At 44.3% G+C, this 21,784-nt stretch carries 25 protein-coding genes; 14 read left to right on the top strand and 11 right to left on the bottom strand.

What is annotated here, in order from left to right; all coding sequences use genetic code 11:
* The first annotated feature begins 168 nt into the window (after positions 1–168).
* The 3 genes from F551_RS0101365 (at position 169) to F551_RS0101355 (ending at position 2,614) form a co-directional block, all read left to right on the top strand.
* A complete protein-coding gene (locus F551_RS0101365) occupies positions 169–1,284 on the top strand; it encodes a hypothetical protein (protein WP_155825710.1) in 1,116 nt (371 codons plus the stop codon).
* A gap of 51 nt (positions 1,285–1,335) precedes the next feature.
* Positions 1,336–1,995, top strand: coding sequence for a pseudouridine synthase (locus tag F551_RS0101360; protein ID WP_018995677.1), 660 nt, complete (start codon positions 1,336–1,338; stop codon positions 1,993–1,995).
* A gap of 70 nt (positions 1,996–2,065) precedes the next feature.
* Positions 2,066–2,614: a DsrE family protein gene (locus tag F551_RS0101355; RefSeq protein ID WP_018995676.1), complete on the top strand. Its 549-nt coding sequence runs from the start codon at positions 2,066–2,068 to the stop codon at positions 2,612–2,614.
* A 3-nt stretch (positions 2,615–2,617) separates the two neighbouring features.
* On the opposite strand, the gene F551_RS0101350 is transcribed toward F551_RS0101355, so the two are convergent.
* The 6 genes from F551_RS0101350 to cysS all read right to left on the bottom strand — a co-directional run bounded on the left by F551_RS0101350 (position 2,618) and on the right by cysS (position 8,163).
* On the bottom strand, positions 2,618–3,436 hold the full coding sequence (locus F551_RS0101350; protein WP_155825708.1) for a polysaccharide deacetylase family protein: 819 nt from the start codon (positions 3,434–3,436) through the stop codon (positions 2,618–2,620).
* A gap of 110 nt (positions 3,437–3,546) precedes the next feature.
* Complete coding sequence (locus F551_RS0101345) at positions 3,547–3,993, bottom strand: iron-sulfur cluster assembly scaffold protein (RefSeq protein ID WP_018995674.1); 447 nt, start codon at positions 3,991–3,993, stop codon at positions 3,547–3,549.
* Positions 3,994–4,037: 44 nt separating this feature from the next.
* Positions 4,038–4,667 (bottom strand): exopolysaccharide biosynthesis protein, encoded by a 630-nt coding sequence (locus F551_RS0101340; protein ID WP_018995673.1) that lies wholly within the window; start codon positions 4,665–4,667, stop codon positions 4,038–4,040.
* Positions 4,668–4,745: 78 nt separating this feature from the next.
* Positions 4,746–5,702, bottom strand: a complete 957-nt coding sequence (locus tag F551_RS0101330; protein WP_018995671.1) for an alpha/beta hydrolase — start codon at positions 5,700–5,702, stop codon at positions 4,746–4,748.
* A 59-nt stretch (positions 5,703–5,761) separates the two neighbouring features.
* Positions 5,762–6,730, bottom strand: a complete 969-nt coding sequence (locus F551_RS0101325) for an alpha/beta hydrolase family protein (protein ID WP_018995670.1) — start codon at positions 6,728–6,730, stop codon at positions 5,762–5,764.
* A gap of 47 nt (positions 6,731–6,777) precedes the next feature.
* Positions 6,778–8,163: a cysteine--tRNA ligase gene (cysS, locus tag F551_RS0101320; protein WP_018995669.1), complete on the bottom strand. Its 1,386-nt coding sequence runs from the start codon at positions 8,161–8,163 to the stop codon at positions 6,778–6,780.
* A gap of 284 nt (positions 8,164–8,447) precedes the next feature.
* Between cysS and folE the strand changes: the two genes are divergently transcribed.
* Entirely contained in the window at positions 8,448–9,053 is a 606-nt protein-coding gene (folE, locus tag F551_RS0101315; protein WP_018995668.1) for a GTP cyclohydrolase I FolE, read from the top strand.
* Between the two features lie 56 nt (positions 9,054–9,109).
* On the opposite strand, the gene F551_RS0101310 is transcribed toward folE, so the two are convergent.
* The 3 genes from F551_RS0101310 to F551_RS0101300 form a co-directional block, all read right to left on the bottom strand.
* On the bottom strand, positions 9,110–9,322 hold the full coding sequence (locus tag F551_RS0101310) for a helix-turn-helix transcriptional regulator (protein ID WP_018995667.1): 213 nt from the start codon (positions 9,320–9,322) through the stop codon (positions 9,110–9,112).
* Between the two features lie 10 nt (positions 9,323–9,332).
* Positions 9,333–9,755: a hypothetical protein gene (locus F551_RS0101305; RefSeq protein WP_018995666.1), complete on the bottom strand. Its 423-nt coding sequence runs from the start codon at positions 9,753–9,755 to the stop codon at positions 9,333–9,335.
* 155 nt (positions 9,756–9,910) lie between these two features.
* A complete protein-coding gene (locus tag F551_RS0101300; protein WP_018995665.1) occupies positions 9,911–10,141 on the bottom strand; it encodes a YdcH family protein in 231 nt (76 codons plus the stop codon).
* Between the two features lie 150 nt (positions 10,142–10,291).
* Here F551_RS0101300 and hisI point away from each other — a divergent pair, with 150 nt between their 5' ends.
* From hisI to F551_RS0101270, 6 genes are all read left to right on the top strand, one after another.
* A complete protein-coding gene (gene hisI / locus F551_RS0101295) occupies positions 10,292–10,711 on the top strand; it encodes a phosphoribosyl-AMP cyclohydrolase (protein WP_018995664.1) in 420 nt (139 codons plus the stop codon).
* A gap of 116 nt (positions 10,712–10,827) precedes the next feature.
* On the top strand, positions 10,828–12,012 hold the full coding sequence (locus F551_RS0101290; RefSeq protein ID WP_018995663.1) for a glycosyl hydrolase 108 family protein: 1,185 nt from the start codon (positions 10,828–10,830) through the stop codon (positions 12,010–12,012).
* An 8-nt stretch (positions 12,013–12,020) separates the two neighbouring features.
* Positions 12,021–12,662: a LysE family translocator gene (locus F551_RS0101285; RefSeq protein ID WP_018995662.1), complete on the top strand. Its 642-nt coding sequence runs from the start codon at positions 12,021–12,023 to the stop codon at positions 12,660–12,662.
* A 61-nt stretch (positions 12,663–12,723) separates the two neighbouring features.
* The gene (locus tag F551_RS0101280; RefSeq protein WP_018995661.1) at positions 12,724–13,809 is read left to right on the top strand and encodes an RluA family pseudouridine synthase; all 1,086 of its coding nucleotides are present in this window, start codon (positions 12,724–12,726) and stop codon (positions 13,807–13,809) included.
* A 451-nt stretch (positions 13,810–14,260) separates the two neighbouring features.
* On the top strand, positions 14,261–15,148 hold the full coding sequence (gene rpoH / locus F551_RS0101275) for an RNA polymerase sigma factor RpoH (RefSeq protein WP_018995660.1): 888 nt from the start codon (positions 14,261–14,263) through the stop codon (positions 15,146–15,148).
* 183 nt (positions 15,149–15,331) lie between these two features.
* Entirely contained in the window at positions 15,332–16,372 is a 1,041-nt protein-coding gene (locus F551_RS0101270; RefSeq protein ID WP_018995659.1) for an NAD-dependent epimerase/dehydratase family protein, read from the top strand.
* Between the two features lie 25 nt (positions 16,373–16,397).
* Here the strand turns inward: F551_RS0101270 and F551_RS0101265 are convergent, their stop codons facing one another.
* On the bottom strand, positions 16,398–17,690 hold the full coding sequence (locus tag F551_RS0101265) for an adenylosuccinate synthase (RefSeq protein ID WP_018995658.1): 1,293 nt from the start codon (positions 17,688–17,690) through the stop codon (positions 16,398–16,400).
* 159 nt (positions 17,691–17,849) lie between these two features.
* Positions 17,850–18,428 carry an acyloxyacyl hydrolase gene (locus tag F551_RS0101260; protein WP_155825703.1) on the bottom strand — a complete coding sequence of 193 codons (579 nt, stop codon included), beginning with the start codon at positions 18,426–18,428 and terminating at the stop codon, positions 17,850–17,852.
* Positions 18,429–18,656: 228 nt separating this feature from the next.
* Here F551_RS0101260 and ruvB point away from each other — a divergent pair, with 228 nt between their 5' ends.
* The 4 genes from ruvB to F551_RS0101240 all read left to right on the top strand — a co-directional run bounded on the left by ruvB (position 18,657) and on the right by F551_RS0101240 (position 21,782).
* On the top strand, positions 18,657–19,688 hold the full coding sequence (ruvB, locus tag F551_RS0101255) for a Holliday junction branch migration DNA helicase RuvB (protein WP_018995656.1): 1,032 nt from the start codon (positions 18,657–18,659) through the stop codon (positions 19,686–19,688).
* 153 nt (positions 19,689–19,841) lie between these two features.
* Positions 19,842–20,288: a tol-pal system-associated acyl-CoA thioesterase gene (gene ybgC / locus F551_RS0101250; protein WP_018995655.1), complete on the top strand. Its 447-nt coding sequence runs from the start codon at positions 19,842–19,844 to the stop codon at positions 20,286–20,288.
* Positions 20,289–20,523: 235 nt separating this feature from the next.
* Entirely contained in the window at positions 20,524–21,321 is a 798-nt protein-coding gene (tolQ, locus tag F551_RS0101245; protein ID WP_018995654.1) for a protein TolQ, read from the top strand.
* Positions 21,322–21,323: 2 nt separating this feature from the next.
* Positions 21,324–21,782, top strand: coding sequence for an ExbD/TolR family protein (locus F551_RS0101240; RefSeq protein ID WP_018995653.1), 459 nt, complete (start codon positions 21,324–21,326; stop codon positions 21,780–21,782).
* Positions 21,783–21,784: the final 2 nt, after the last annotated feature.

The following is a 21,784-nucleotide window of genomic DNA, read 5'->3' as shown; positions in this document are numbered from 1 at the left end:
CCAAACTGTTATCGAATTGAACGAGCCATTTGTAAGCGCTCAGAATTTGAAAAGTGAGACAAGTCAGTGCCTTTTTTGAAACTATCCACCTTGACCATTGCGGTTGTTTCTTTTTGTTCAGTTGCTGCAAATGCGCAACCAGTACCCAACTCTCTGAATAGAGTTACAATGATTGATCACTATCTAAAATACTCAGAAAACAACGAAAACCGTGCATTCGCAATTTCTGAAGATGGATCATCGGGTGCTTCATGGAATTATGGTACAGTTGAAGAAGCTAAAGATTCAGCTCTAAACTACTGTCGGCAATCAGCGATAGCTCCTTGTGAAGTCATAAGCGTTAATGGTGAATCTATTGACGGGTCCGACTATACCGAGGCTGAAATATTTCGCGAAGAGCTAGAAGCTGCAGAAAACCAAGTTTGGCCGACGCCGAACCAAGATGCAGTTCCAATTGAAATTAGAGGCAATAAGAAGCTTCTTACAACATATGCTAAGTACTTAAAAGAAATGGGGCATAAAGCTTTAGCGGTTTCACCAAACGGAGCTTGGGGGTCAGCAAGCAAACGCACTAGTGATCAGCAAGCAAGTACTAGCGCATTGCTGAACTGTGAAAAGCACGCGGTTTCATGCAAGATTGTAGATTTAAATCACAAACAAAAAAACGGAGATGCCCACCCCGCTCCAATCAAAGTTTCTCATTATCCGGCAGGCATTAAAACCCACAAAGACCTCGAAAAATTCGAGCAATACTTAAACAGAATCGGCGCAAAAGCCTTTGCTCTTTCAGATTTTGCAGGAAGTCGACGAACTACATTTGTAAGCGGAAAAGAGGCTCAATCGATTGCAGATGATCAAGCTCTAAGTCGCTGCAAGAAAAACACGACTAAAGACTGTATCCTCGCGGCTCAAGGAAATGACATAATCACTTCAAGCCAACACGTGGATGACATCAATACACCTGCATTAACAACATTGGAAACTACTCCTGAACTGCTAAAAGTAGTTTTACAGGGTGATGTTGATCGCTTCAATAAGATTGAAAAAGGCCACCGTGTCATGGCTAGTGATGGAATTCGTACTCTCAATCAGGTCAAAGGGTTTCTCCATTTAGACATCGCTAGGGACAATGCAATGAAACAATGTGAGACTTTCCAAGAAATGCGCAAAAAGCTTCCAAAATCTCAAAAAGCTTATGAAGGGAAAAACTCAAAATGCACTATAATTGCCGAGAACAACACAATCCTTGTTGAAAATGTTGCATCCCTCATAGCCGCTCAATAATTTCTATTCAGGACTTGCCAGTGATAATTCAAACTGGCAGTCCTCCCTCAAATGTCACGAAGCTTTATATACGCCCCTCCCAAAACCCCTTCGATTGTTGTCATCTATGAAGATGAGGCTTTTTTGGTGCTGGACAAACCATCCGGTCTATTAAGTGTCCCTGGAAAACCTCCTGAGCATTCCGATTGCCTAGAAACACGTGCGCAAGTCGTTTATCCCGAAGCTCGCACAGTGCATCGATTAGATATGGCGACATCAGGTGTTTGGGTTATGGCGCGTGAACACGCAATGATGCGCCATCTAGGTCTACAGTTTGAACGTCGTCACACTTCCAAAACCTACATCGCGAGGGTTTGGGGCGAAATTGAAAACGATGAAGGGTTTATCGACGAGCCCATAGTGTGTGACTGGCCTAATCGCCCTAAACAAATGATTTGCTATGAGAATGGTAAAGCCGCACAAACCAAATGGAAGGTGTTGGATCGCCAGAATGGAATAACGCGCGTTGAATTAACCCCAATTACTGGTCGCACTCATCAATTGCGCCTGCACATGCAGCATATCGGTCACCCCATTCTTGCAGACCGCATTTACGCACATGACCAAGCATTTGAAGCTGCTGATAGATTACAATTACACGCGCACTCAATAACAATGCACCATCCAATTGGTGGTGAGGAAATTACTTTCACCAGTCCGGTGCCATTTTAGGTTAGAAACCGCTTTCCGAATTGACGCAATGAAACATGTTTTCTACTTTATGTTACAAAGGAGATTGAACATGAAAACATCAATTCGAACGCTGTGTTTATTAGCAGGTGCAACCGTCCTGTCTCCTTTAGCATTAGCAGAAAAATCAGCCTTCACGAAAGGCCCTGTGATTGAAGAGTTTGGTGAAAATGTTGCCGTAAAATCCGATCTCAAAATTCCACTAGACACTGAATTTAAGGTTGCTTTTGATATCGGAGAAGCTGGCAAAAACGATAAACCAAGTCGATCACTTAATACCGCCGCACGCTTTATAAACATGCATGCGCGCGCTGGGATTCCTGCCGATCAAATATCAGTTGCAATTGTCGTGCATGGATCCGCTTACAAAGACCTTTTAAAGTCAGATTTTTACGACACTTCTAAATCTACACAAAACCCAAGCATCTCTCTCATAAATGCCCTTCTGGAACAAAACACTAAAATCTATTTGTGCGGGCAAACTGCAGCATACTATGGAGTGACAAAGGAAAAATTATTGCCTGGTGTTGAGCTATCACTTTCTGCAATGACAGCTCATGCTTTGCTCCAACAAGATGGGTATACCCTCAACCCATTTTAGGATCTACCAACCAGCGGCTTCCATATGGTCAGCTATGTTCACCATTGTATCTACCCAAACATCGTCATTGCGAGATTTTAAATAATCAACGACTTTCTGATGCATATCTGCAGATACAGAGAGATAATCTCCGCCTACTCCAAAGAATGACAGGCTACCAGCTTCGCCTTTTTCAATGACGCCGTCGATATATGAAACGATCTCTTCAAAGCTCGAATTATGTGCAGCAAAAGTCGTTACATTATATCTGTCATTCTCTTCATACGGCACATCATGCACTGCACGAGCGCCAATGAAGAGCGGTTTTATTAGAGAATAATAGCTACCGTCGCTCGTTTGGCTTTCTCCACAAGGGTAGGCAAATGTGCGAGTGGTTTCATTATCGACCGAAGACAAAATTCGATTCGCTTTATCAAGTTCAATTGCCATTTGCTCCGCGGAGTAACGATCAAGATCTGAATCTCTTGAAATCCAACCTTTTCCTGCTCCAGTCGCGCGGCAAGGATGATAAATTGATTTATTGCCGAGTTCATGGCCCTGCTGGCTCACAACTTCCCAATCACGAACCCTTGAATTCCATCCATCACGTCCGACAACTATATAAAAAGTGCCCTTGAGATTTGCTTCATTCAAAGTTGGAACTGCTGTATCCAATTGAGAATTGACCCCATCATCATAAGTGAGAGCGATAGCAGCTTTGGCTCCATTCGGCCAAGAAATTTTCGGCATATGAGGTTCAAGCTCTGGAGAATTACCGACAGTAGAACAAGCACTTAGTCCCAATAAAGCAACGCATGCTATTGTAAGGTCTATAAGTTTCATCTCAATTCCTCCTTTTGGTCCTTGCTTTCTCTGCAAGTTTTTAAAGAAGTGATGCAATCTTTAGACCAAACTCTCCAAATAAGGGAAATTCGGGGGTGCCGCGGTCAATATTACTCAACTTTGTGTTTGTTTGATTTCGCGTCTTGAATAGCGGCAATCAGAGCTTCAAAAGCAAGCAATGTAGACGTATGTCTCTGGGGATAATCACGCACGCCCTCTAAATGGCGAAGCTCCCAAAAGTCTCCACCTGGAGGTGGTGCACCTTCTTTCAGCATCGCTCGAAATTCATCTCGGACAGTGATGATATCTTCCAAAGTTCTACCGACAGCATGACCAGATAATACGGAACAAGAAGTTTGTCCTAGAACGCAAGCTTCTGGTTCAAAACCCACTTCTGCAATCTTGCCGTTCTCATCCAGTTTCACATCCACAGTAATGACAGAACCGCAAACACGCGAGACCTTTTTTGCGCTGCCGTGAGCATCGTCCAAGCGTTGAACATTTGGAATGTTCGCTGCCAACTCTAAAACGCGATTATGATAGATTTCATCAAACATAGTGCTTAGGTCGTCATCTTGAGTGATTTCGTCAAGAGGATAAATTATCCTAGACCTAATAATCCCAGCATTCTATCTGCCAATTTTATGGATAACAACAGGCTTCCTACAATTGCTAGGCCCGCCACAAATAGGAAAATTCCATCTCTGGCAGCGAGCCCCACCCCAATCAATAACACCGCTAAACTTGGCATTACCGGCCCCAAAGGAATTAATCCTAGTGGATAGGTTATCCAAGCTGCTAGCACACAACAAATTGCAACGATGTTGATAAATGGAGGCTCTGTCAGAAATTCAAAACGTGGTTTGGTGATTTTATCTGCTTTTAGAGCCCATGGCATTCCAACCTCGAGCGCGGACAATAGATACTTTCGTGGAAAGCTCGCTTCCAATGCTTTTTTAGGCACCCAAGGATATGGCCTTCCAAACACAATTTGAATGGCTATTATCCATATAACCGTAGCGACCAACCAATTCCCGCCTGGCACAATTGTCAGAGGTGAAAGTGCAATAAATCCCAGCAAGAGAATGACAGGTCCATAAGCTCTACGACCAACGACATCCAACAATTGTTGCACACTGACCACTTCGCCATCAGTTCCTACTTTGATGTTCTCCAACAACATTTCAAAGGTTTGCGGCTGTGTTTTCAACTTAGAGGGTTCAGTTGGCATTTAAAGTCCAAAATCTATTGGGAACAATTTTATCAAATACAATGCGCAAAGATTTCTTGAAATCCCCAAAATCAACAATCACCGTTTTCGATTGGAATTTGTTTGGATTTTTTCAAAAAATGGGTCCACACGGCCTTCGAACTCTTCTTGAAACGGCAAATTCATATGAGTTCCATTATCGAACTCATGATAAGTGACATCATTACCCTGATCCTCCAGTGCGTCTGCCAGAGAACGCGAAAGCCAAGCAGGAAGAACTTTGTCCTTTCCACCAGCTAATACGAGTACGGGAACTTCTTTTCCTGCCAGCGGTGTAGCGTTATTCCCTTCTCTCGATGTTTCAGAGGGTGCGAGTTTTAAAAATGGGATAATTCTTAAAAACCATGGCTTCCACACTTTGGATGCTTCTTCAGCACTTAAAGCAGTTGCCTCATACACAACTCCATCTAGTTTTCCAGACATGTTGGCCATCTCTGGACAGAAAAAACCACCTAATGAGTGCCCCCAATAAATCAGAGGACGATCGCCAGCTTGTTCATTAGCCAACCTAACCACATCCGGCAAAATAGTCTTGATCGCCGAAATACTCGTTTCTCCAGAACTATCGCCATATCCGGGATAATCAAATTGCAGGACATCTCCCCACGGCAAAAGCTTCTCTGCATAATAAACGCCATAGTTTGGACGATCACCGCCAGTTCCATAACAGCTCACTATCAAAGGGCGGTTTTGTTCATCCTCAAACTTACCTGAACGTACAAGACTGTAGGCAATTTGAAACTCAGAAACATTCAAAAAGCCATGCTCAATCGTTGCGGGCAAATGCTCTTCCAACAATGGCCGGTTTCCAGGAAACTTGTTTAATTCTGTTAGCTTATCTTCATCAACAAATCGAAGCTGATCTGCAGATTTCGCAATATTGCTCCACCTAGGAGCCTGAAAAATAGCATCATCTGGCAATGAAATTGTACAACTACCAGACACCAACACTCCACCAAGCATGATACAAACCAGACACAGTTTAGGCCAAAGCATATGAAAACTCCCCTGCAGACCCATTTGTTTTCACTGCCCTGTCAAAGCGGTGCGAAACGTTATTCTTGAGAATGTTTTAAATCCTGCACATCTGCCAAAAGTGGATTAAGCCGTTTAAAGTAATCATATTGTTCGGAAATGTTTGAGTGCCCGGCTTTTTTAAATTCCAGATAGCTCATATTCACTCCGCGTTTTTTAAGCGCTTTCCTCAATGAACGTGCAAGACCAACCTCTAGGGTTTCGTCTTTCTTTGCACCTAAAACAATAATTGGCCCTTTAAAGTGCGCTAATGCACGTGCATTGTCATAGTCATTAAGGCTTTCTTTTATATCCACACCGACAAACGGTAGATACCAAGGTTTCCAAGATTTCGCGACCTCTTTCACGTTCAAAGCGGTAGCTTCAAGCACGATCGCATCTGGTTCTCTTGCTGTTCGCCCAAGTTCAGAACAAACAAAGCCACCAAGAGAGTGTCCCCATAAAACAATCGGACGGTCCGCACCTAATTTATCTATCTCATCCGAGACAAGACGATGCATATTGTGCATGCTTTCCGTTGATGCAACGCCCGGGGAGTCTCCATAACCAGGATAATCAAACATCAACACATCGCCCCAAGCGAAGTTCTTTTTAGTCGTCCAAACCCCGTCTTTCACGCGGTCGCCGACATTACCAAAACAGTTCACAATGAGAGGACGTTTTCTATCATTTTCAGCGCTTGCTACCGAACTCACCAGTGTCCAAGCAATTTTACTCTCTTCCTTACCCCAAAATCCATGCTCAATGCTCGCAGGAAGGTGAGCGGCATAACCTTTAGCATCTATCAATTCATCTGATGATGGCTGAGTTAAACTGACCTCATTGATAAGTTTTGTATTTGAAATATCATCATTTTTTTCAGATATCTCTCTTGGTTTAAAGACAACTGATTCATCAATATCTTTATCAAAACAACCAGATAAAAACATCGCACACGTCGCCAAACCTATTGCCTGAACAGGTTTGGTTGAAAAATCTGATAATTTCATAAAAATCTAACCCTGAAAAAGTGATTTCAGAATCAGGTTAACCTTAGTTAGGCGCGACGCCAAGTGGACCCACCAGCATTATCCATTATCTCAATGCCTTCAGCGGCTAACTCGTCACGGATCCGGTCAGCTTCTGCCCAATTTTTGGCAGCCCTAGCATCCAGTCTCGCCTGAACAAGAGCATCAATTCGCGCAGCATCATCACCATCATCCCCCTTCTCCCACTCTTCCGGAGTAGATTGAAGAAGACCGAGCAAATCGCCAGCAAACAATATGTCAGCTTTGGCTTGCGCCATGGCTTTTTGATCATTTGCATCTGCAGCTCGGTTGGCCTCACCCGCCAATCGAGATAACTCTGCCAATGCCTGAGGAGTATTTAGATCATCACACAAAGCGACAACGACGCCATAGTCTTCGACCCTAACAGCATCAAAGTCCCAGACACGGCGCAATGCGCCATAAGCCCGATCCAAAGTTGCTTTACACTGATCTAGCAATGCTTGTGTCCAATCCAAAGGCTGACGATATTGCGCTGACAATAAAGCCAAACGCAATACTTCCCCATGCGCGTCCTTCAGCATGTCATGTGGGATTTTTACATTCCCAATGCTTTTAGACATTTTTTCAGATTCAATATCTAGAAAGCCGTTGTGTAACCAGTAATTTGCCATGGTCTCACCATGCGCACATTCTGATTGGGCGATCTCGTTTTCGTGATGAGGAAATTGAAGATCGATGCCACCACCATGAATATCAATTGTTTTACCCAAAACCTTTGAGATCATCGCAGAACATTCTATGTGCCAGCCCGGACGCCCTCTTCCCCAGGGACTATCCCAAATAGCTTCTTCAGGTTCGCCCGGTTTAGCAACTTTCCATAGAGCGAAATCTGCTGGATCTCGCTTTTCATCATCAACCTCCACCCGCGCACCAGCCACCATGTCGTCCAAATTCCGACCAGATAGCTTGCCGTAATCATCCATAGACTTAACGTGAAACCACAAACCAGAATCCGTGCGATAGGCGTATTTTTTGCGTTCCAGCTTCTCCATCATCTCAATCATATCTGAAATGTGAGCGGTCGCCGTTGGACGGAAATCAGGTTGCTTAATGTTAAGAGCAGTAGAGTCTTCTATGTAAGCCTTAGAATATTTTTCTGTAATCGCAGAAATTGGCTCACCTGTTTCATTGGCCACTTTGATAATTTTATCATCAACATCCGTAAAGTTGCTCGCATACACAACAGCATCTTCGCCGTATTTCGAGCGCAATAAACGGTTCAAAACATCAAACACGACCGGTGGTCTGAAATTTCCGATGTGCGCGTAGGAATAAACAGTTGGTCCACACACATACATCGTCACCCGCTTTTCATCCTGAGGCACGAATACCTCTTTTTTACGCGTGAGTGAGTTTGTGAGTTTAATGTCCACGAGATTTATTCCTTAAAAATTCTATCTAATCGTGCGAATACAAGATTGAAAAACCTCTTCTAAACCATTCAAGACGCATCGCAACCTAAGTTTTGTTCTAAAGAAATTTGGTCTGATCAATTTGACAATTCATCAATGGACACTATCTCTACAGCCATACCCTGAGGGGAATTATCGGGCGGGCGTTAAGTCCGGGCTTTGGAGTGCAAATAGGTTTGCAACCAATTGAGCCCCGGCTCGACCCTCGTCCCTCAGATTTAGAAAGGTCCTGAAAAGTGGACAAGATGACAGAAGACGGTGCCGTGCCGCAAGAAAAAAATATAGAACGTCCTTCACGTGAAGAAGCTGAAAAAGCAGTCAGAACTCTACTTGCATGGACTGGCGATGACCCAGACCGTGAAGGTCTAATCGACACGCCAAAACGCGTCGTAAAAGCCTATGAAGAATGGTTCTCAGGATACAACGAAGACCCAGTACAATACCTATCGAGGACTTTTGAAGACGTGCAAGGCTATGATGATATAGTGATGCTTCGCGACATTGATGTCGAAAGCCATTGTGAACACCACATCGCCCCTTTCATGGGGAAAGCGTATGTCGCCTATATGCCAACAAAAGCAGTTGTTGGAATATCTAAGCTTGCACGTGTGGTCGAGATTTACGCAAAGCGTATGCAGACTCAAGAAACTATGACATCGCAAATCTGTAATGCCATTGAAGAAAGTCTTGCACCTGCCGGTGTTGCCATCATGATTGATGCGAAACACATGTGTATGACAACGCGCGGTGTGCACCACCCGAATGTGTCTACGGTTACCACACAATTTACAGGTGTTTTCAAAACAGACAAAGATCTGCGTGATCGATTCTTGCGTTTATGTGAACGCTGAGCCTTCACCATTTATTTCAAAAATCCCCGCAACCTTTCTCAGTTGCGGGGATTTTTTTATTCGTTCCATACGAACACTTCAGTTATTTCCGCTTCTAACGTCATTGCAATCTTAAACGCCGCCTCTAATGAAGGAGAATATTTCCCTTTTTCGATCGCGACGATGGTTTGACGGGTCATTCCAATTGCGTCCGCTAGCTCTTGCTGAGTTATTTTTTTTGCTTTGCGCAGTTCAACGATTGAATTTGTAAAAGGAAGGTTTTTGCTCAATGTACTTCCCCTATTGCAGCCAAAACCGGTAGTGCGCAATTTTAATCGCATTGTTCACAATTTCAGAAACAACCAGTGACAACAAAACCCAGTGAACAATTTCAATAGCTGTTCCGTTATAAAAGAGTTGTCCAGATGCGATAACGACACCTACTCCTAGAACATTTCCAGAAATATCTCCTGCGCGAGCACGTATCAGTCGATCACGTTCGTCATATTTTTCATCGGAATCTTTATATGAAGATATATTTGCGATGATATTGCCAACTATATTCACAATAATCACCCCCACAACGACTGTTATCATTTTCATCATGAACGCGTTAGTTGGGGTTGCCGGATCAATTTTCAATCCAACATCAAGAAAATAGTTTCCGTATATAAGTAATGTCGCCAATAACGATACCCATGCTGTTTTCTCTTTCAAAGACAATTGAACGCTCCATTATATGTCTATTATTTTTTACATAATATGTACATAATATTTTACATGTCAATTATATTTTACATAAATTGTCAAAAATACCTGACAAAAAAACCCGCACTTATCGAAGCACGGGTTTAACGGACCAAAATATTAGATTGGCACTATAGCATTTGTGCGATTTCGTCCTTTAGCTTCAATCGCGTCTTACGCAGTTCGTCAGTCCGGAAGTCGGAAGCAGCGTCGACCTCAACTTCAATTCTATGAATTTCGCGATTCACATCGTGATATTCATCAGCTAATTTCACAAAATGAGCGTTGGTCTCTTTAAGAGCGCGCATTTTTTCAATCGCATCTGGAAATTCTTCATGCAGCTCGTGTGGAGTATGGCTCATTTTGGCTATCCTTCTTGTTTATCCATAATTAATATATGGATATTGTCACGCACTCCATAAATTCCCATACGACAAAGCAGCGCAGGTTAGCCCAATTATCAAACACAATACCGCTAGCATTTCGTTCTTTTTCACTTTAAAGGAAGGAGTATGACCCAAACAGCCTCAAATTTTAGCTTCCCCCTTCCCCTCAAGGGTGCTGAACAAGATGAAACAAAACAGTTTCGCCCTCGCTTCGATTCAAACGGCTTAATTGCTGCCATTGCTCAAGATGCCCAATCCCATGAAATATTGATGATGGCATGGATGAATGCTGAAGCGTTGGCACTAACAATTGAAACTGGCAGAGTGGTATATTGGTCTCGTTCGCGCCAAGAATTATGGCGCAAAGGTGATACGTCAGGTGCACACCAATATGTGGAATCGATCCTCACGGACTGTGACCAAGACGCAATTATATTAAAAGTTCGTCAAACAGATGGTGCATGTCACACTGGACGTACGTCTTGTTTTTATCGGCAAGTCACTGACTTATCTACACTTAATCAAACAATGCCAAAACCCGATTAATATTGCGAAAGAACGAGTTTTTCTAAAACACTATTTAGCGAGCGCTTTGCGTCTTGTCGCACACTGTCTTGCATGTAAAATGTCCAAGACTACTATCAGAGTAGAGGGTGAATTTCATGTCGACTCAAAACGTCTATGAAAGAACTATGTCGCATGTCTTCGCATGGGAAGGCGGCTATGTTGATCATCCCAATGATCCAGGTGGAGCCACCAATTTTGGTATAACAAGAAAGGTTTTAGCCCGCTGGAGAGGCAAACCTTCCATCCCCAAACAAGAAGTAAAAGACCTCACTATCCGAGAAGCTGCAGAAATCTATCGCGCCAACTACTGGAATAAAATCATGGGGGATGACCTTCCTCCTTCGATTGCGTTTCTTATGATGGATGCCGCTGTCAATTCTGGCCCCAAAGCAGCAATCAAAACTCTGCAGCGCTCTGTTGGCGCACTTGGGAAACGTATCAAAGTAGATGGTGCAATCGGACCAAATACACTGCGCGCAGCTAGATCCGTGGATGAAGAAAAACTGCTCAATGAGTTTGTGGTTCGACGCGGTGTCTTTTATGGTGGACTTCGTACATTCACGACTTTTGGATTGGGTTGGGCTCGCCGTCTTGTATCCGGCGCAAGATTGGCACACTCCATCCTGACCGATTCTCGTGTACCGACAGAAGAAACGCCTACCGTGGAAGCTGCCGAAGACCAAAGCACACCAGCGTCCAACACGCCAAGTGTTATCGAAAATTCTCCAGCATTGCCTTCCAGCATAGTCCTGAAACGCCACTTCTTTGATGAACGGGGCATTCAAGTGTTTGGAAGCTTTTTTCAATTGTGGGGCGGATGGATAACAGCTGGTCATGTGATCAACCAAATGTTGAAAACATCCCCTCCTTTTGCATCAGGCAATCAAATTCTCTATCCCGGGCAAATGGATGCTGCTTTAATCGGATGTAGCTTGCCGCATCAACAACCACTGGCTCCCGTTGTGGGGCAAAGAATTGTTGTCGCTGGATATCCGGCGGGCTCTTCGCAACCCACATTCCGCGAGGCTGAAGTATACATGCAGCGCCCGAGTACAACGGACTGGATCGCAACAATTTCGTCTCCGTCTGAACCCGTTGTAGTGGGAATGTCAGGAGGCGCAGTTTACGACGCGCAGACCAAAGCCATCATCGGAATTCTCATCACGCGCAACTCCCCTGCTGACCTTGATGCGGACGGACGTGCAGATCAAAACTTTGATTTTGTGGCCTTACACGACGTTTGGCACCAATTGACGACCTTTCCACCTGTAGGCGTTTAGTACCCAATATGAATTTTATTCCCGATGTATCCACAATGGCTGCATTCACCTTGGCAGCTATCATTCTGATTTTATCGCCCGGTCCCGATATGGCGCTCGTGTTAGGGAAATCCATCGGGCGAGGCCGCAAGATTGGTTTAGCAACATATGCAGGCACCACCACAGGTTCGATCCTTCACTCGGTCTTTGCTAGCCTAGGTATCACCGCCCTTCTTGCTGCATCACCTATTGCATTTGGACTTCTTAAAGTTTCGGGTATCGCTTATCTATTATGGCTTGCCTATAAAACTGTACGCCATGGGTCCGCCCTTACATTGATTGAAACCAAATCTGGTAAAGATACGATTTGGCATTCTTGGTCTAACGGCTTTCTGGTGAATCTAATCAATCCCAAAGCGGTAATCTTTTTTGTGACCTTTCTTCCTCAATTTGTAAGCGCTAATGATCCCTATGCTGGACAGAAGCTTTTATTCTTAGGGCTATATCTCTGTTTGTTGGCATTGCCTTTTTACATCGGCATAATCTGGATGGCCTCCAAATTTTCATCCTTCATGCAGAATTCACCAAAGTTTATGCGCGCGTTTGACTACATATTTGCGACATTGATAGGTAGCTTTGCGTTGAAAATGATCTCTACAAAAGCCAACTAATTTTGGTCAAATACCATTATGAAGTTTGACAATATCGATATTGGACGGCACGTGTCTTCTCATGACAGATTTCCACGAAGATGACGCAGCTGAATCAGTTGTAATTATTGCCCCCCCTGAGTTCGCTGGCGAACGCCTAGACAAATGGCTACCCATAGCAGCCCCCGAACTTTCACGTTCACGTGCAAAATCCATCATCGAGAAAGGTGATGTTCTGCTCGATGACAAGCCGATAACCAGCCCCAAGCATAAAGTAGTCTCTGAAGGCCGTTATGTCATCTTAATGCCGCCACCTGTAGACGCCGAACCGCAGGCCGAAAACATTCCTATTGATGTATTGTTCGAGGATGAGCACCTCATCATCATCAACAAACCAGTTGGCATGGTTGTTCACCCCGCTCCCGGAGCCACGTCGGGTACACTTGTAAATGCACTCCTGCATCACTGCGCTGGACAATTACCTGGCATTGGCGGCGTTGCTCGTCCCGGTATCGTTCATCGTCTAGATAAAGATACATCTGGTGTCATGGTCTGCGCCAAAACAGAATTTGCTCACACAGGTTTATCTTCTCTGTTTCATGCACACTTCATGGAACGGGCTTATCTTGCAGTAACACGCGGTGCACCGCGTCCTCTACTCGGCAAAATTGAAGCGCGCATTGAACGCTCCAAAACCGACCGCAAAAAGATGTCAGTGGTTCGAGAGTCCAGACTGACTGCGTCTGCTGAGTGGCATGGCGAGTATGAAGAAGACTTCCAACAACGTGGCAAACATGCAGTCACAAATTACAAAGTGCTCGAACAATTTGGAAAAGTGGACGCAAGCTCTGGGTTACCCGCTGCCACGCTAACTGAATGTAGACTTGAGACGGGCCGAACCCACCAGATACGCGTCCACATGGCACATATCGGCGCTCCCCTATTGGGTGATCAAACTTACGGTCGCTATAGAGGTTTAAAAGCTCACGGATCTGGTCCTGCCTATGACAATGCAACATCGATCTGCAAAGACTTTAAACGTCAAGCACTGCATGCGGCTATTTTAGGTTTCGAACATCCCGTAACCGGAGAGGCGCTAAGGTTTGAAACACAACCTCCTCAAGATATGCTGGAATTACTAGATGCTTTAAGAAAACTACCCAGCTAATTTTCTGCGATTATGGGTAAATGTACCCTCAAATATCGACAAAATAGTGAACTCAACTTTTTGTGAACACAAATATTGAGCTCACTATAAAAAAAATCAAACAAACCTTTTTTAGAATGATCATTCTAATTTTTTGATTTTAAATGAAATTTGTACAAATCGGATTTTCATCTCTTAATCCAGTTTAAAATTATTTGAAAACAACCCCTTAAATATTTCTTCTCCAGTCCTATATTCAATCAAACAACAATTTTGCGTATGTAAAAGGCTGTTTTTTTGAATTGTGTTGTCAGGCAAAATTATAAGCTTGTTCCAGCATTATTCACGTCAGTTATGGAACATATAGCAAAAACGGGGGCAGACGAATTCAAAAAATTTCGTCATCTTCACCCTCAACAGGTTCGCAGATGGGGACACTCCTCATCCAAAGCATTTACGAGGAGGCCAGGAAATGGCGCAGTTATCAACTTCTATCGCACTCTCTCCAGAGCAGGGTTTGTCGCGCTACCTAACTGAAATTCGTAAATATCCTCTGCTTGAAAAAGAACAGGAATTCATGTTGGCAAATCGCTGGCGTGATCATGAGGACCCAGAAGCTGCAGAGCAAATGGTTACATCTCACCTTCGTCTAGTCGCGAAGATAGCCATGGGTTATCGTGGATATGGCCTACCTATCGGTGAAGTAATTTCCGAAGGAAATGTTGGGCTTATGCAGGCTGTAAAGAAATTTGATCCCGATAAAGGTTTCAGATTGGCGACATACGCAATGTGGTGGATTCGTGCATCAATTCAAGAATACATTCTTCGTTCATGGAGTTTGGTGAAACTTGGAACAACAGCTGCGCAAAAGAAATTATTCTTCAACCTTCGCCGCTTGAAAGGTGAGATACAAGCACTTGAAGAAGGTGACCTTCGTCCTGAAAACGTGACAGAGATCGCCACACGCCTAAACGTTAGCGAAAAAGAAGTTATCTCTATGAACCGCCGCATGACAGGCGGAGACGCATCACTGAATGCACCTATTAGCAATGGTGAAGGTGAAGGCGAATGGATGGATTGGCTGGCAGATGAAGATCAAACTGACCAAGCCGAAGAATATGAACAGAATGACGAATTCTCAACCCGCATGTCTCTATTAGAAACTGCTATGGAAGGTCTTAACGAACGTGAGAAACACATTATCGCAGAACGCCGCTTGAAAGACGAACCTTCAACTTTGGAAGCACTTTCAGAAGTATACAACGTATCTCGCGAACGCATTCGTCAAATCGAAGTACGCGCTTTTGAAAAACTGCAAAAAGCAATGAAAGAAGCAGCCATCGAGCAAGGCGTCGTTTAAATTCCCCTAGCCCCCCTCAACTTAGCACTCTGGTATAGATCCCCTTTGATACCAGAGTGTGTTTGTTTTGGGCATTTCATTCAGCTGTGAATAATTTAGCAAACCGTCCGTTTGTTAACCAAAACTTACCAAGATCAGCTAATATAGATCCATTGATTCTATGATTTATTAGTTGTTGAAAATATGCGTATATTCGTTTCAGGTGGCTGTGGTTTTGTTGGTGCCTCCCTGGTCAAACAAGCTGTAGAAAAAGACCATCATGTTTTTAATATTGACCTTAAAAACACCGCTCAGATTGCGCCTCAACTAGCTCCTGTAAAATCAAAAGAAAATTATTCCCAACTTATCGGTAATGTCACTGATAGCATCATGTTGGCCGCATTGATGAAGGAATTTAAACCAGATGCATTTATTCATTGTGCTGGCGGTGTGACGCAAAAAAACGGCACACCTAACTTTCAAGGTTCAGAAGCCACATTAGGCATCCTCAATGCAGTAAAAATCTACGTAGAATCTTTAAACGACGAGGCCAGAAACGCTTTCAAATTCATTATTCCATTCAATACTTTAGTTTATGGCCCTCTCACCGGAAGCAAAGTCGAATTTGATACACATGATTCACTATCTTCATCATCTGTATCCACCGCTCGAGCTGTCATGGATTTGATTTTGGCAAACGCATGGTCTGCTGAAACAGGGATTCCGGTCATATACTGTGGCGCATCCGCTCTTTATGGTCCTCACCTATCCAATGATAGCCTAATCCCCACTCTCGTTAAAAATGCTTCCAAAGAAGCAATTACGAAGGTTCTAGATCCAAACAATTCTTATGACTGGTTACACGTAGATGACTACGCATCTGGCTTGCTAGCAGCTGCGCATTCAGGTGTAGGCAATGAAACATACTTGTTTTCTGCACGTGCTGAACGACGCAACATTGATATTGCAACAAACGCAATGCTCTCTCTTGACGGCTTGTTGTTGAGAGATGATGGTCGAAGCCATATTCAATTTATTCAAGAAGATACATCAAGTTCTATTTCACCATATCGTTGCGCCCTCAATGCTGGAAAAGCAGAAAGAGAACTGAACTGGTTTGCAAAACATAACCTACTGATGGGCTTGAGAGACACTGTCTCATATTATCTACCAGAACAGTTTTCAGCGGATACGAAAAAGGCCGCAAACAGTAATCAAACTATTCGCGGCCTCGCTGCTGAATAAAATTCAGCTAAATTAAAGCAATGGGTTACGCAACGAATGGGTCGCGTACAAGAATTACGTCTTCACGTTCAGGTGATGTAGATAGAAGCGCTACCGGCTTTCCGACAAGTTCTTCGAGTCGGCGCACATATTTTACCGCTTCACCGGGAAGCTGCGTCCACGAACGCGCACCTTTTGTTGAGCCTTCCCAACCTTTCAGTGTTTCGTAAATTGGCTCAACTGCAGCCTGATCGGTCATACCAGCTGGGAAATAATCAATCACTTCACCATCCAGCTTGTAACCAATACAAACTTTGATCTCTTCCAAACCATCAAGAACATCAAGCTTTGTAACAGCTAACCCTGTAACGCCTGAAGTTGCACACGCTTGACGTACCATTACAGCATCAAACCATCCACAACGACGTGCTCGGCCAGTCACAGTGCCAAACTCATGGCCAACTGTTCCAAGGCGTTCACCAATTTCATTATCTTGTTCTGTAGGGAACGGCCCAGAGCCAACACGCGTTGTGTAAGCTTTTGCCAAACCTAGAACATAGTTTACAGCTCCCGGACCAACACCCGAACCAGCCGCAGCTTGCCCAGCAACAACGTTTGATGATGTAACAAATGGGTATGTCCCTTGATCCACATCAAGCATTACACCCTGTGCACCTTCAAACAAAATCCGGCGACCAAGCTTTACACTGTCATCAAGACGTTTCCACACAGGTTGCGCGAATGACAAAACTTTGTCTGCAATTGCAAGAAGATCTGCTTTCAATTGAGCTGCATCAGGTTCACCAAGGCCAAGCCCAACACGTAGTGGACGGTGGTGAGCTAATAAGCGCTCTAATTTCAAATCCAAAGCAGCTGGATCTTTCAAATCGGCTACACGAATCGCGCGACGGCCTACTTTGTCTTCATAAGCAGGACCAATTCCACGTTTTGTTGTTCCGATTTTAGCATCACCAAGCGCACCCTCACGAGCTGCATCAATGTCTTTATGCCATGGTAAGATCAAGCAGGCATTGTCGGCTACGATCAAATCGTCTGGTCCAAGGGCAACGCCCTCTTTTTCCATGCCTTCAACTTCAGCAAGTAATTGCCATGGATCAACAACAACACCATTCCCAATAACAGAGAGTTTGCCGCCGCGTACAACACCAGAAGGCAAGAGGTTTAGCTTAAAAGTCTTACCATCGATTACCAGTGTATGACCGGCATTATGACCACCCTGAAAGCGAACAATTACGTCTGCTCTGCTTGATAGCCAATCGACAATCTTACCTTTTCCTTCGTCGCCCCATTGAGCGCCGATAACCGCCACACCGGACATGCGTTACTCCATTATCAGTGAATGCCGCGCGCAAAGGACATTAAACCGCCACGAATAGCAAGAGGCAAATGACCAATCCGCTACAATTGGCAGCACATATTGCCGATTTACATCTGTAAAACATTGCAATCAGTTGGAATTTGGCAGTCCGCGTGCGGATTAAAAATTATACACCACACGCAATCCAACATCATCAAGCCCTTGATTTCGACCATTGCCCAACATTTGGCCATGTGAAAGATGATCATAAATCAACTGCACGCCCCAATGTTCATTGATGTCTTTGGTGACCGCCAAACTTGTACGAAACAGATCTCGTGACCCTAACAATAAGTGTGTAGATTCAAAATCTGCTCTTTCTTCAGGAGTTGAACCTTGGCTTTCTAGTTCACCAGTGTGAACAGTATACCCTATTCCAGGCTGCAAATGCCAACCTTGGAAAATTTCAAAGTCCCACTCAAGCCCCACAGCAGCATAAGATGTCGCCCCTTCAGTATTCACAGAGGCCATAATATATGGATGCGGTGACCAAGTCTCACCAAGTATATTGAGCTTTGAAAACTGCAATTCAGCCGAAACATTTACACCCGGCTCTTTGTTCGAATTTTTTGGAGTTAAAACTTCAACATTGTGATCCAGCACGCCGACACGAACATTATCAAGGATCTCAGCATGAGCGGGCAGATTTACTGCTATTCCCAATCCCGCCAGCGCGAGTGCAAATTTCTTTTCTAACATTTTAACACCCATTTTCTTTTTTTCATTCTAACTGGCGGCATTGATTCTAGAGAACAATAGATCATTGATTTAACCATGAATATGGAAATATGAAGAGGTGTTGAGATCACATTTCAAAAATAACCCTATTTTTCGTTCACACTTTGTTTTGCTTTTTGAAGTGTTTTCATTCTAAATGGTTCTAACGAACAAAATCGAATTTCTTTGTGCAGGATACAATACTCAATAATGGCTAGAGATGGTGATATAACCGATCCAGAACGTCTTCCGGGAGAAGCTGTTGATAGAGCATTACGTCCGCTTTCATTTGATGACTTTACGGGTCAAGAAGCTGCCAAAGCAAATTTAAAGGTATTCGTTCAAGCTGCCAGAAACCGCGGAGATGCGCTTGACCACGTGCTTTTATTTGGGCCACCCGGGCTTGGTAAAACAACAATGGCTCAAATTGTAGCAAAAGAAATGGGTGTTGGTTTTAGATCAACATCTGGTCCCGTCATTGGTAAAGCTGGCGACTTAGCAGCTCTTCTCACCAACCTTGAAGAAAACGACGTTCTCTTTATTGATGAGATCCACAGACTTTCTCCTGTTGTCGAAGAAATTCTTTATCCCGCAATGGAAGATCACACGCTCGATATAATGATTGGGGACGGCCCTTCTGCGCGTTCCGTCAAAATCGATCTTCCACCCTTTACGCTCGTCGGAGCAACCACACGTGCTGGTCTTCTTTCTACCCCTTTGAGAGATCGATTCGGCATTCCGGTGCGCTTGGAATTTTATACACCTGAAGAACTTGGCGGGATTGTGTATCGCGCTGGCATAAAAATGGGTGCCAATATTTCAGAAGATGGTGCCATAGAGATAGCGCGCCGTGCTCGAGGTACGCCAAGAATCGCAATGCGATTATTGCGCCGCGTTCGTGATTTTGCAGAAGCTGATGGCGTTCAAATAGATCAAGCAGCAGCTAGTAAAGGGCTAGCTAGGCTTGATGTGGATACAGATGGTCTCGATGCACTTGATAGACGCTACCTAAACGCGCTTGTAAAAACATACTCCGGTGGACCAGTTGGAGCAGACACCCTTGCAGCGGCATTATCAGAAGCTCGCGATGCAATTGAAGAAGTTATTGAGCCCTATTTGATGCAACAAGGCTTGGTTGCTCGCACTCCGCGAGGCCGCGTGGCCGCGCCAGGAGCTTACAAACGATTGGGACTACCAACACCTGCGACCAGCAATCAGTCCGAATTGTTTACAGAAAAATAAAACAACCAAAAGTTGCTTTTTATTTTACAATTGTATTTTAGTGGAATAGAGTATCACTAAGACATCAATAGTTGTCGATGATGGTACGGCCTCTTGAAGTAGAGAGAACTCTGATCATATTGCTATAGTAAGACGACTTCGGGACTTAAAGTTATGAAAGATCAACCTGAAACTGGGCGCATTGAAATAGACGAACACATTCTACCCTTGCGTGTGTACTATGAAGATACCGACTTCACAGGTGTAGTTTATCACGCAAACTATCTGAAGTTTTTCGAACGCGGTCGATCAGATTTTCTTCGTTTTGTTGGGATGAGCCATGAAGAATTGGCAAAAAGAGAAGATCCTCTTGCCTTCGCTGTCGCAAGAATGGAAATCGATTTTAAACGCCCCGCCAAAATAGATGACGCACTAATAGTTCGAACACGTTTTGTTGGCTCTAAAGGAGCTCGTCTTTTGTTCGATCAGAGCATTTACCGCGACAATACATTATTATGTGCAGCTAAAGTGACAGTTGTTCAAATCAACATGGATGGCCAACTTATACGACCATCTGAAGAATTGCTTCGTGCTTGGGGACAATACCAGTTCGCTCAATAGTGCCTTTCATTTTTACAATCGAACTTAAAAGCACCTCAAAACTGTAAAAAACACAGTTTATCCCACTTTTCATGAAATTTATGACTGCACAAATGTGATTTGCATGCGTATTTATGGGCTGTCTCCTTCATCTTGCCCAATTTGCGTTCCATGCAGACTGCGATAAAGGGAACATAAATGGGCGCTGGAGAGTCTGGCGCGTTCAGGACTGGTCTTTGAAGTACGAGGTCAAATAATGTCGCTAGAGTTTTTAATCGCAAGCGGAATGGATACGCTTACTGCATTGCCCATCATGCAAGTTTCCGCACCAGAAGTGACAGGTGGTGAAACAGCCGCCATTTCTGGACATGATGATTTCTCATTCACAGCTTTGATCTTAGCAGCTGGCCCAGTTGTAAAAATGGTTATGCTTGTGCTGGTTATAATGTCTGTCTGGTCATGGATGGTCACTTTCGACAAATGGTTCGGCATGTCCGCTGCGCGCAAAAAAGCGCACCAATTCGAAGAGGCATTCTGGTCTGGACAACCACTAGACGAGATGGATGACCGCGTTGGCGACAAGCCATCAGATGCACTTGCCCGCGTTTATTCTGCTGGCTCCCGTGAATGGCGCGAAGCACGTCGCCTTCGCACACTCACCGACACAGTTGCTTCATCCCTGCTACAACGTGCTCGTTCACAAATGAATGTAGCAGTGAACAGAGAAACAAGCCGCATGGAAAAAGGCCTCTCTACATTGGCCATTATTTCTTCTTCTGCTCCTTTCATCGGTCTGTTTGGAACGGTCTGGGGAATCATGACAGCCTTCCGGGATATCGGAATGGCTGGTGAAACCAACCTTGCTGTTGTTGCTCCTGGTATGGCGGAAGCGCTGTTTGCGACAGCTCTTGGTCTATTGGCTGCGATCCCCGCGATGATGTTTTACAACAAATTTTCAGGGGAGGTGAACAAGTTTGCCGACCACATGGATACATTCGCAGAAGAATTCACAGTTCGTATTTCCCGCCGTTTAGCGGAAAGACTGGATGAATAACCATGGGTATGAGTGCACCTTCTTCAGGCGGTGGCAGAGGTCATCGTCGCTCGCAAAATCCGGATATCAATGTTACGCCTATGGTGGATGTAATGCTTGTTTTGCTCGTCATCTTTATGGTGACGGCTCCAATGGTGGTAACTGGTGAGCCAGTTAATTTAGCAAAGACTAATTCTAAACCACTTCCTCCAAGTGAGAACCAATCCTTGGCATTGACTGTCAATGCGGAAGGTCAACTCTTCATTGGAAGCAACACTGAGCCAGTAGACCCAGCGCAATTGGGTGCACAACTGATCGCTATTGCCAAGAATGGATATGAAGACCGCGTTTTAGTTCGTGGAGACAGAGCGGCTGACTATGGACAAGTGCTAACCGCCCTCTCCCTCGTACGCGATGCTGGCTTTACAAATGTCGGTCTCGTCACTGATCCATCAGGAAACCGTCAGGCTAAAGGAAACTAGGC

Origin of the sequence: Hirschia maritima DSM 19733 (genome assembly GCF_000378345.1) — a bacterium.
Lineage (GTDB): Bacteria > Pseudomonadota > Alphaproteobacteria > Caulobacterales > Hyphomonadaceae > Hirschia > Hirschia maritima.
The sequence above is the reverse complement of the archived record's forward strand: the minus strand, read 5'-3'. Positions and strand labels throughout refer to the sequence as shown.

What these genes read in the sequence shown, in the direction of transcription:
- F551_RS0101365 (WP_155825710.1), top strand. Translation starts at nt 169, where the DNA reads ATGATTGATCACTATCTAAAATACTCAGAAAACAACGAAAACCGTGCA.
- F551_RS0101360 (WP_018995677.1), top strand. Translation starts at nt 1,336, where the DNA reads ATGTCACGAAGCTTTATATACGCCCCTCCCAAAACCCCTTCGATTGTT.
- F551_RS0101355 (WP_018995676.1), top strand. Translation starts at nt 2,066, where the DNA reads ATGAAAACATCAATTCGAACGCTGTGTTTATTAGCAGGTGCAACCGTC.
- F551_RS0101350 (WP_155825708.1), bottom strand. Translation starts at nt 3,436, where the DNA reads ATGAAACTTATAGACCTTACAATAGCATGCGTTGCTTTATTGGGACTA.
- F551_RS0101345 (WP_018995674.1), bottom strand. Translation starts at nt 3,993, where the DNA reads ATGTTTGATGAAATCTATCATAATCGCGTTTTAGAGTTGGCAGCGAAC.
- F551_RS0101340 (WP_018995673.1), bottom strand. Translation starts at nt 4,667, where the DNA reads ATGCCAACTGAACCCTCTAAGTTGAAAACACAGCCGCAAACCTTTGAA.
- F551_RS0101330 (WP_018995671.1), bottom strand. Translation starts at nt 5,702, where the DNA reads ATGCTTTGGCCTAAACTGTGTCTGGTTTGTATCATGCTTGGTGGAGTG.
- F551_RS0101325 (WP_018995670.1), bottom strand. Translation starts at nt 6,730, where the DNA reads ATGAAATTATCAGATTTTTCAACCAAACCTGTTCAGGCAATAGGTTTG.
- folE (WP_018995668.1), top strand. Translation starts at nt 8,448, where the DNA reads ATGACAGAAGACGGTGCCGTGCCGCAAGAAAAAAATATAGAACGTCCT.
- F551_RS0101300 (WP_018995665.1), bottom strand. Translation starts at nt 10,141, where the DNA reads ATGAGCCATACTCCACACGAGCTGCATGAAGAATTTCCAGATGCGATT.
- hisI (WP_018995664.1), top strand. Translation starts at nt 10,292, where the DNA reads ATGACCCAAACAGCCTCAAATTTTAGCTTCCCCCTTCCCCTCAAGGGT.
- F551_RS0101290 (WP_018995663.1), top strand. Translation starts at nt 10,828, where the DNA reads ATGTCGACTCAAAACGTCTATGAAAGAACTATGTCGCATGTCTTCGCA.
- F551_RS0101285 (WP_018995662.1), top strand. Translation starts at nt 12,021, where the DNA reads ATGAATTTTATTCCCGATGTATCCACAATGGCTGCATTCACCTTGGCA.
- F551_RS0101280 (WP_018995661.1), top strand. Translation starts at nt 12,724, where the DNA reads ATGACAGATTTCCACGAAGATGACGCAGCTGAATCAGTTGTAATTATT.
- rpoH (WP_018995660.1), top strand. Translation starts at nt 14,261, where the DNA reads ATGGCGCAGTTATCAACTTCTATCGCACTCTCTCCAGAGCAGGGTTTG.
- F551_RS0101270 (WP_018995659.1), top strand. Translation starts at nt 15,332, where the DNA reads ATGCGTATATTCGTTTCAGGTGGCTGTGGTTTTGTTGGTGCCTCCCTG.
- F551_RS0101265 (WP_018995658.1), bottom strand. Translation starts at nt 17,690, where the DNA reads ATGTCCGGTGTGGCGGTTATCGGCGCTCAATGGGGCGACGAAGGAAAA.
- F551_RS0101260 (WP_155825703.1), bottom strand. Translation starts at nt 18,428, where the DNA reads ATGTTAGAAAAGAAATTTGCACTCGCGCTGGCGGGATTGGGAATAGCA.
- ruvB (WP_018995656.1), top strand. Translation starts at nt 18,657, where the DNA reads ATGGCTAGAGATGGTGATATAACCGATCCAGAACGTCTTCCGGGAGAA.
- ybgC (WP_018995655.1), top strand. Translation starts at nt 19,842, where the DNA reads ATGAAAGATCAACCTGAAACTGGGCGCATTGAAATAGACGAACACATT.
- tolQ (WP_018995654.1), top strand. Translation starts at nt 20,524, where the DNA reads ATGTCGCTAGAGTTTTTAATCGCAAGCGGAATGGATACGCTTACTGCA.
- F551_RS0101240 (WP_018995653.1), top strand. Translation starts at nt 21,324, where the DNA reads ATGGGTATGAGTGCACCTTCTTCAGGCGGTGGCAGAGGTCATCGTCGC.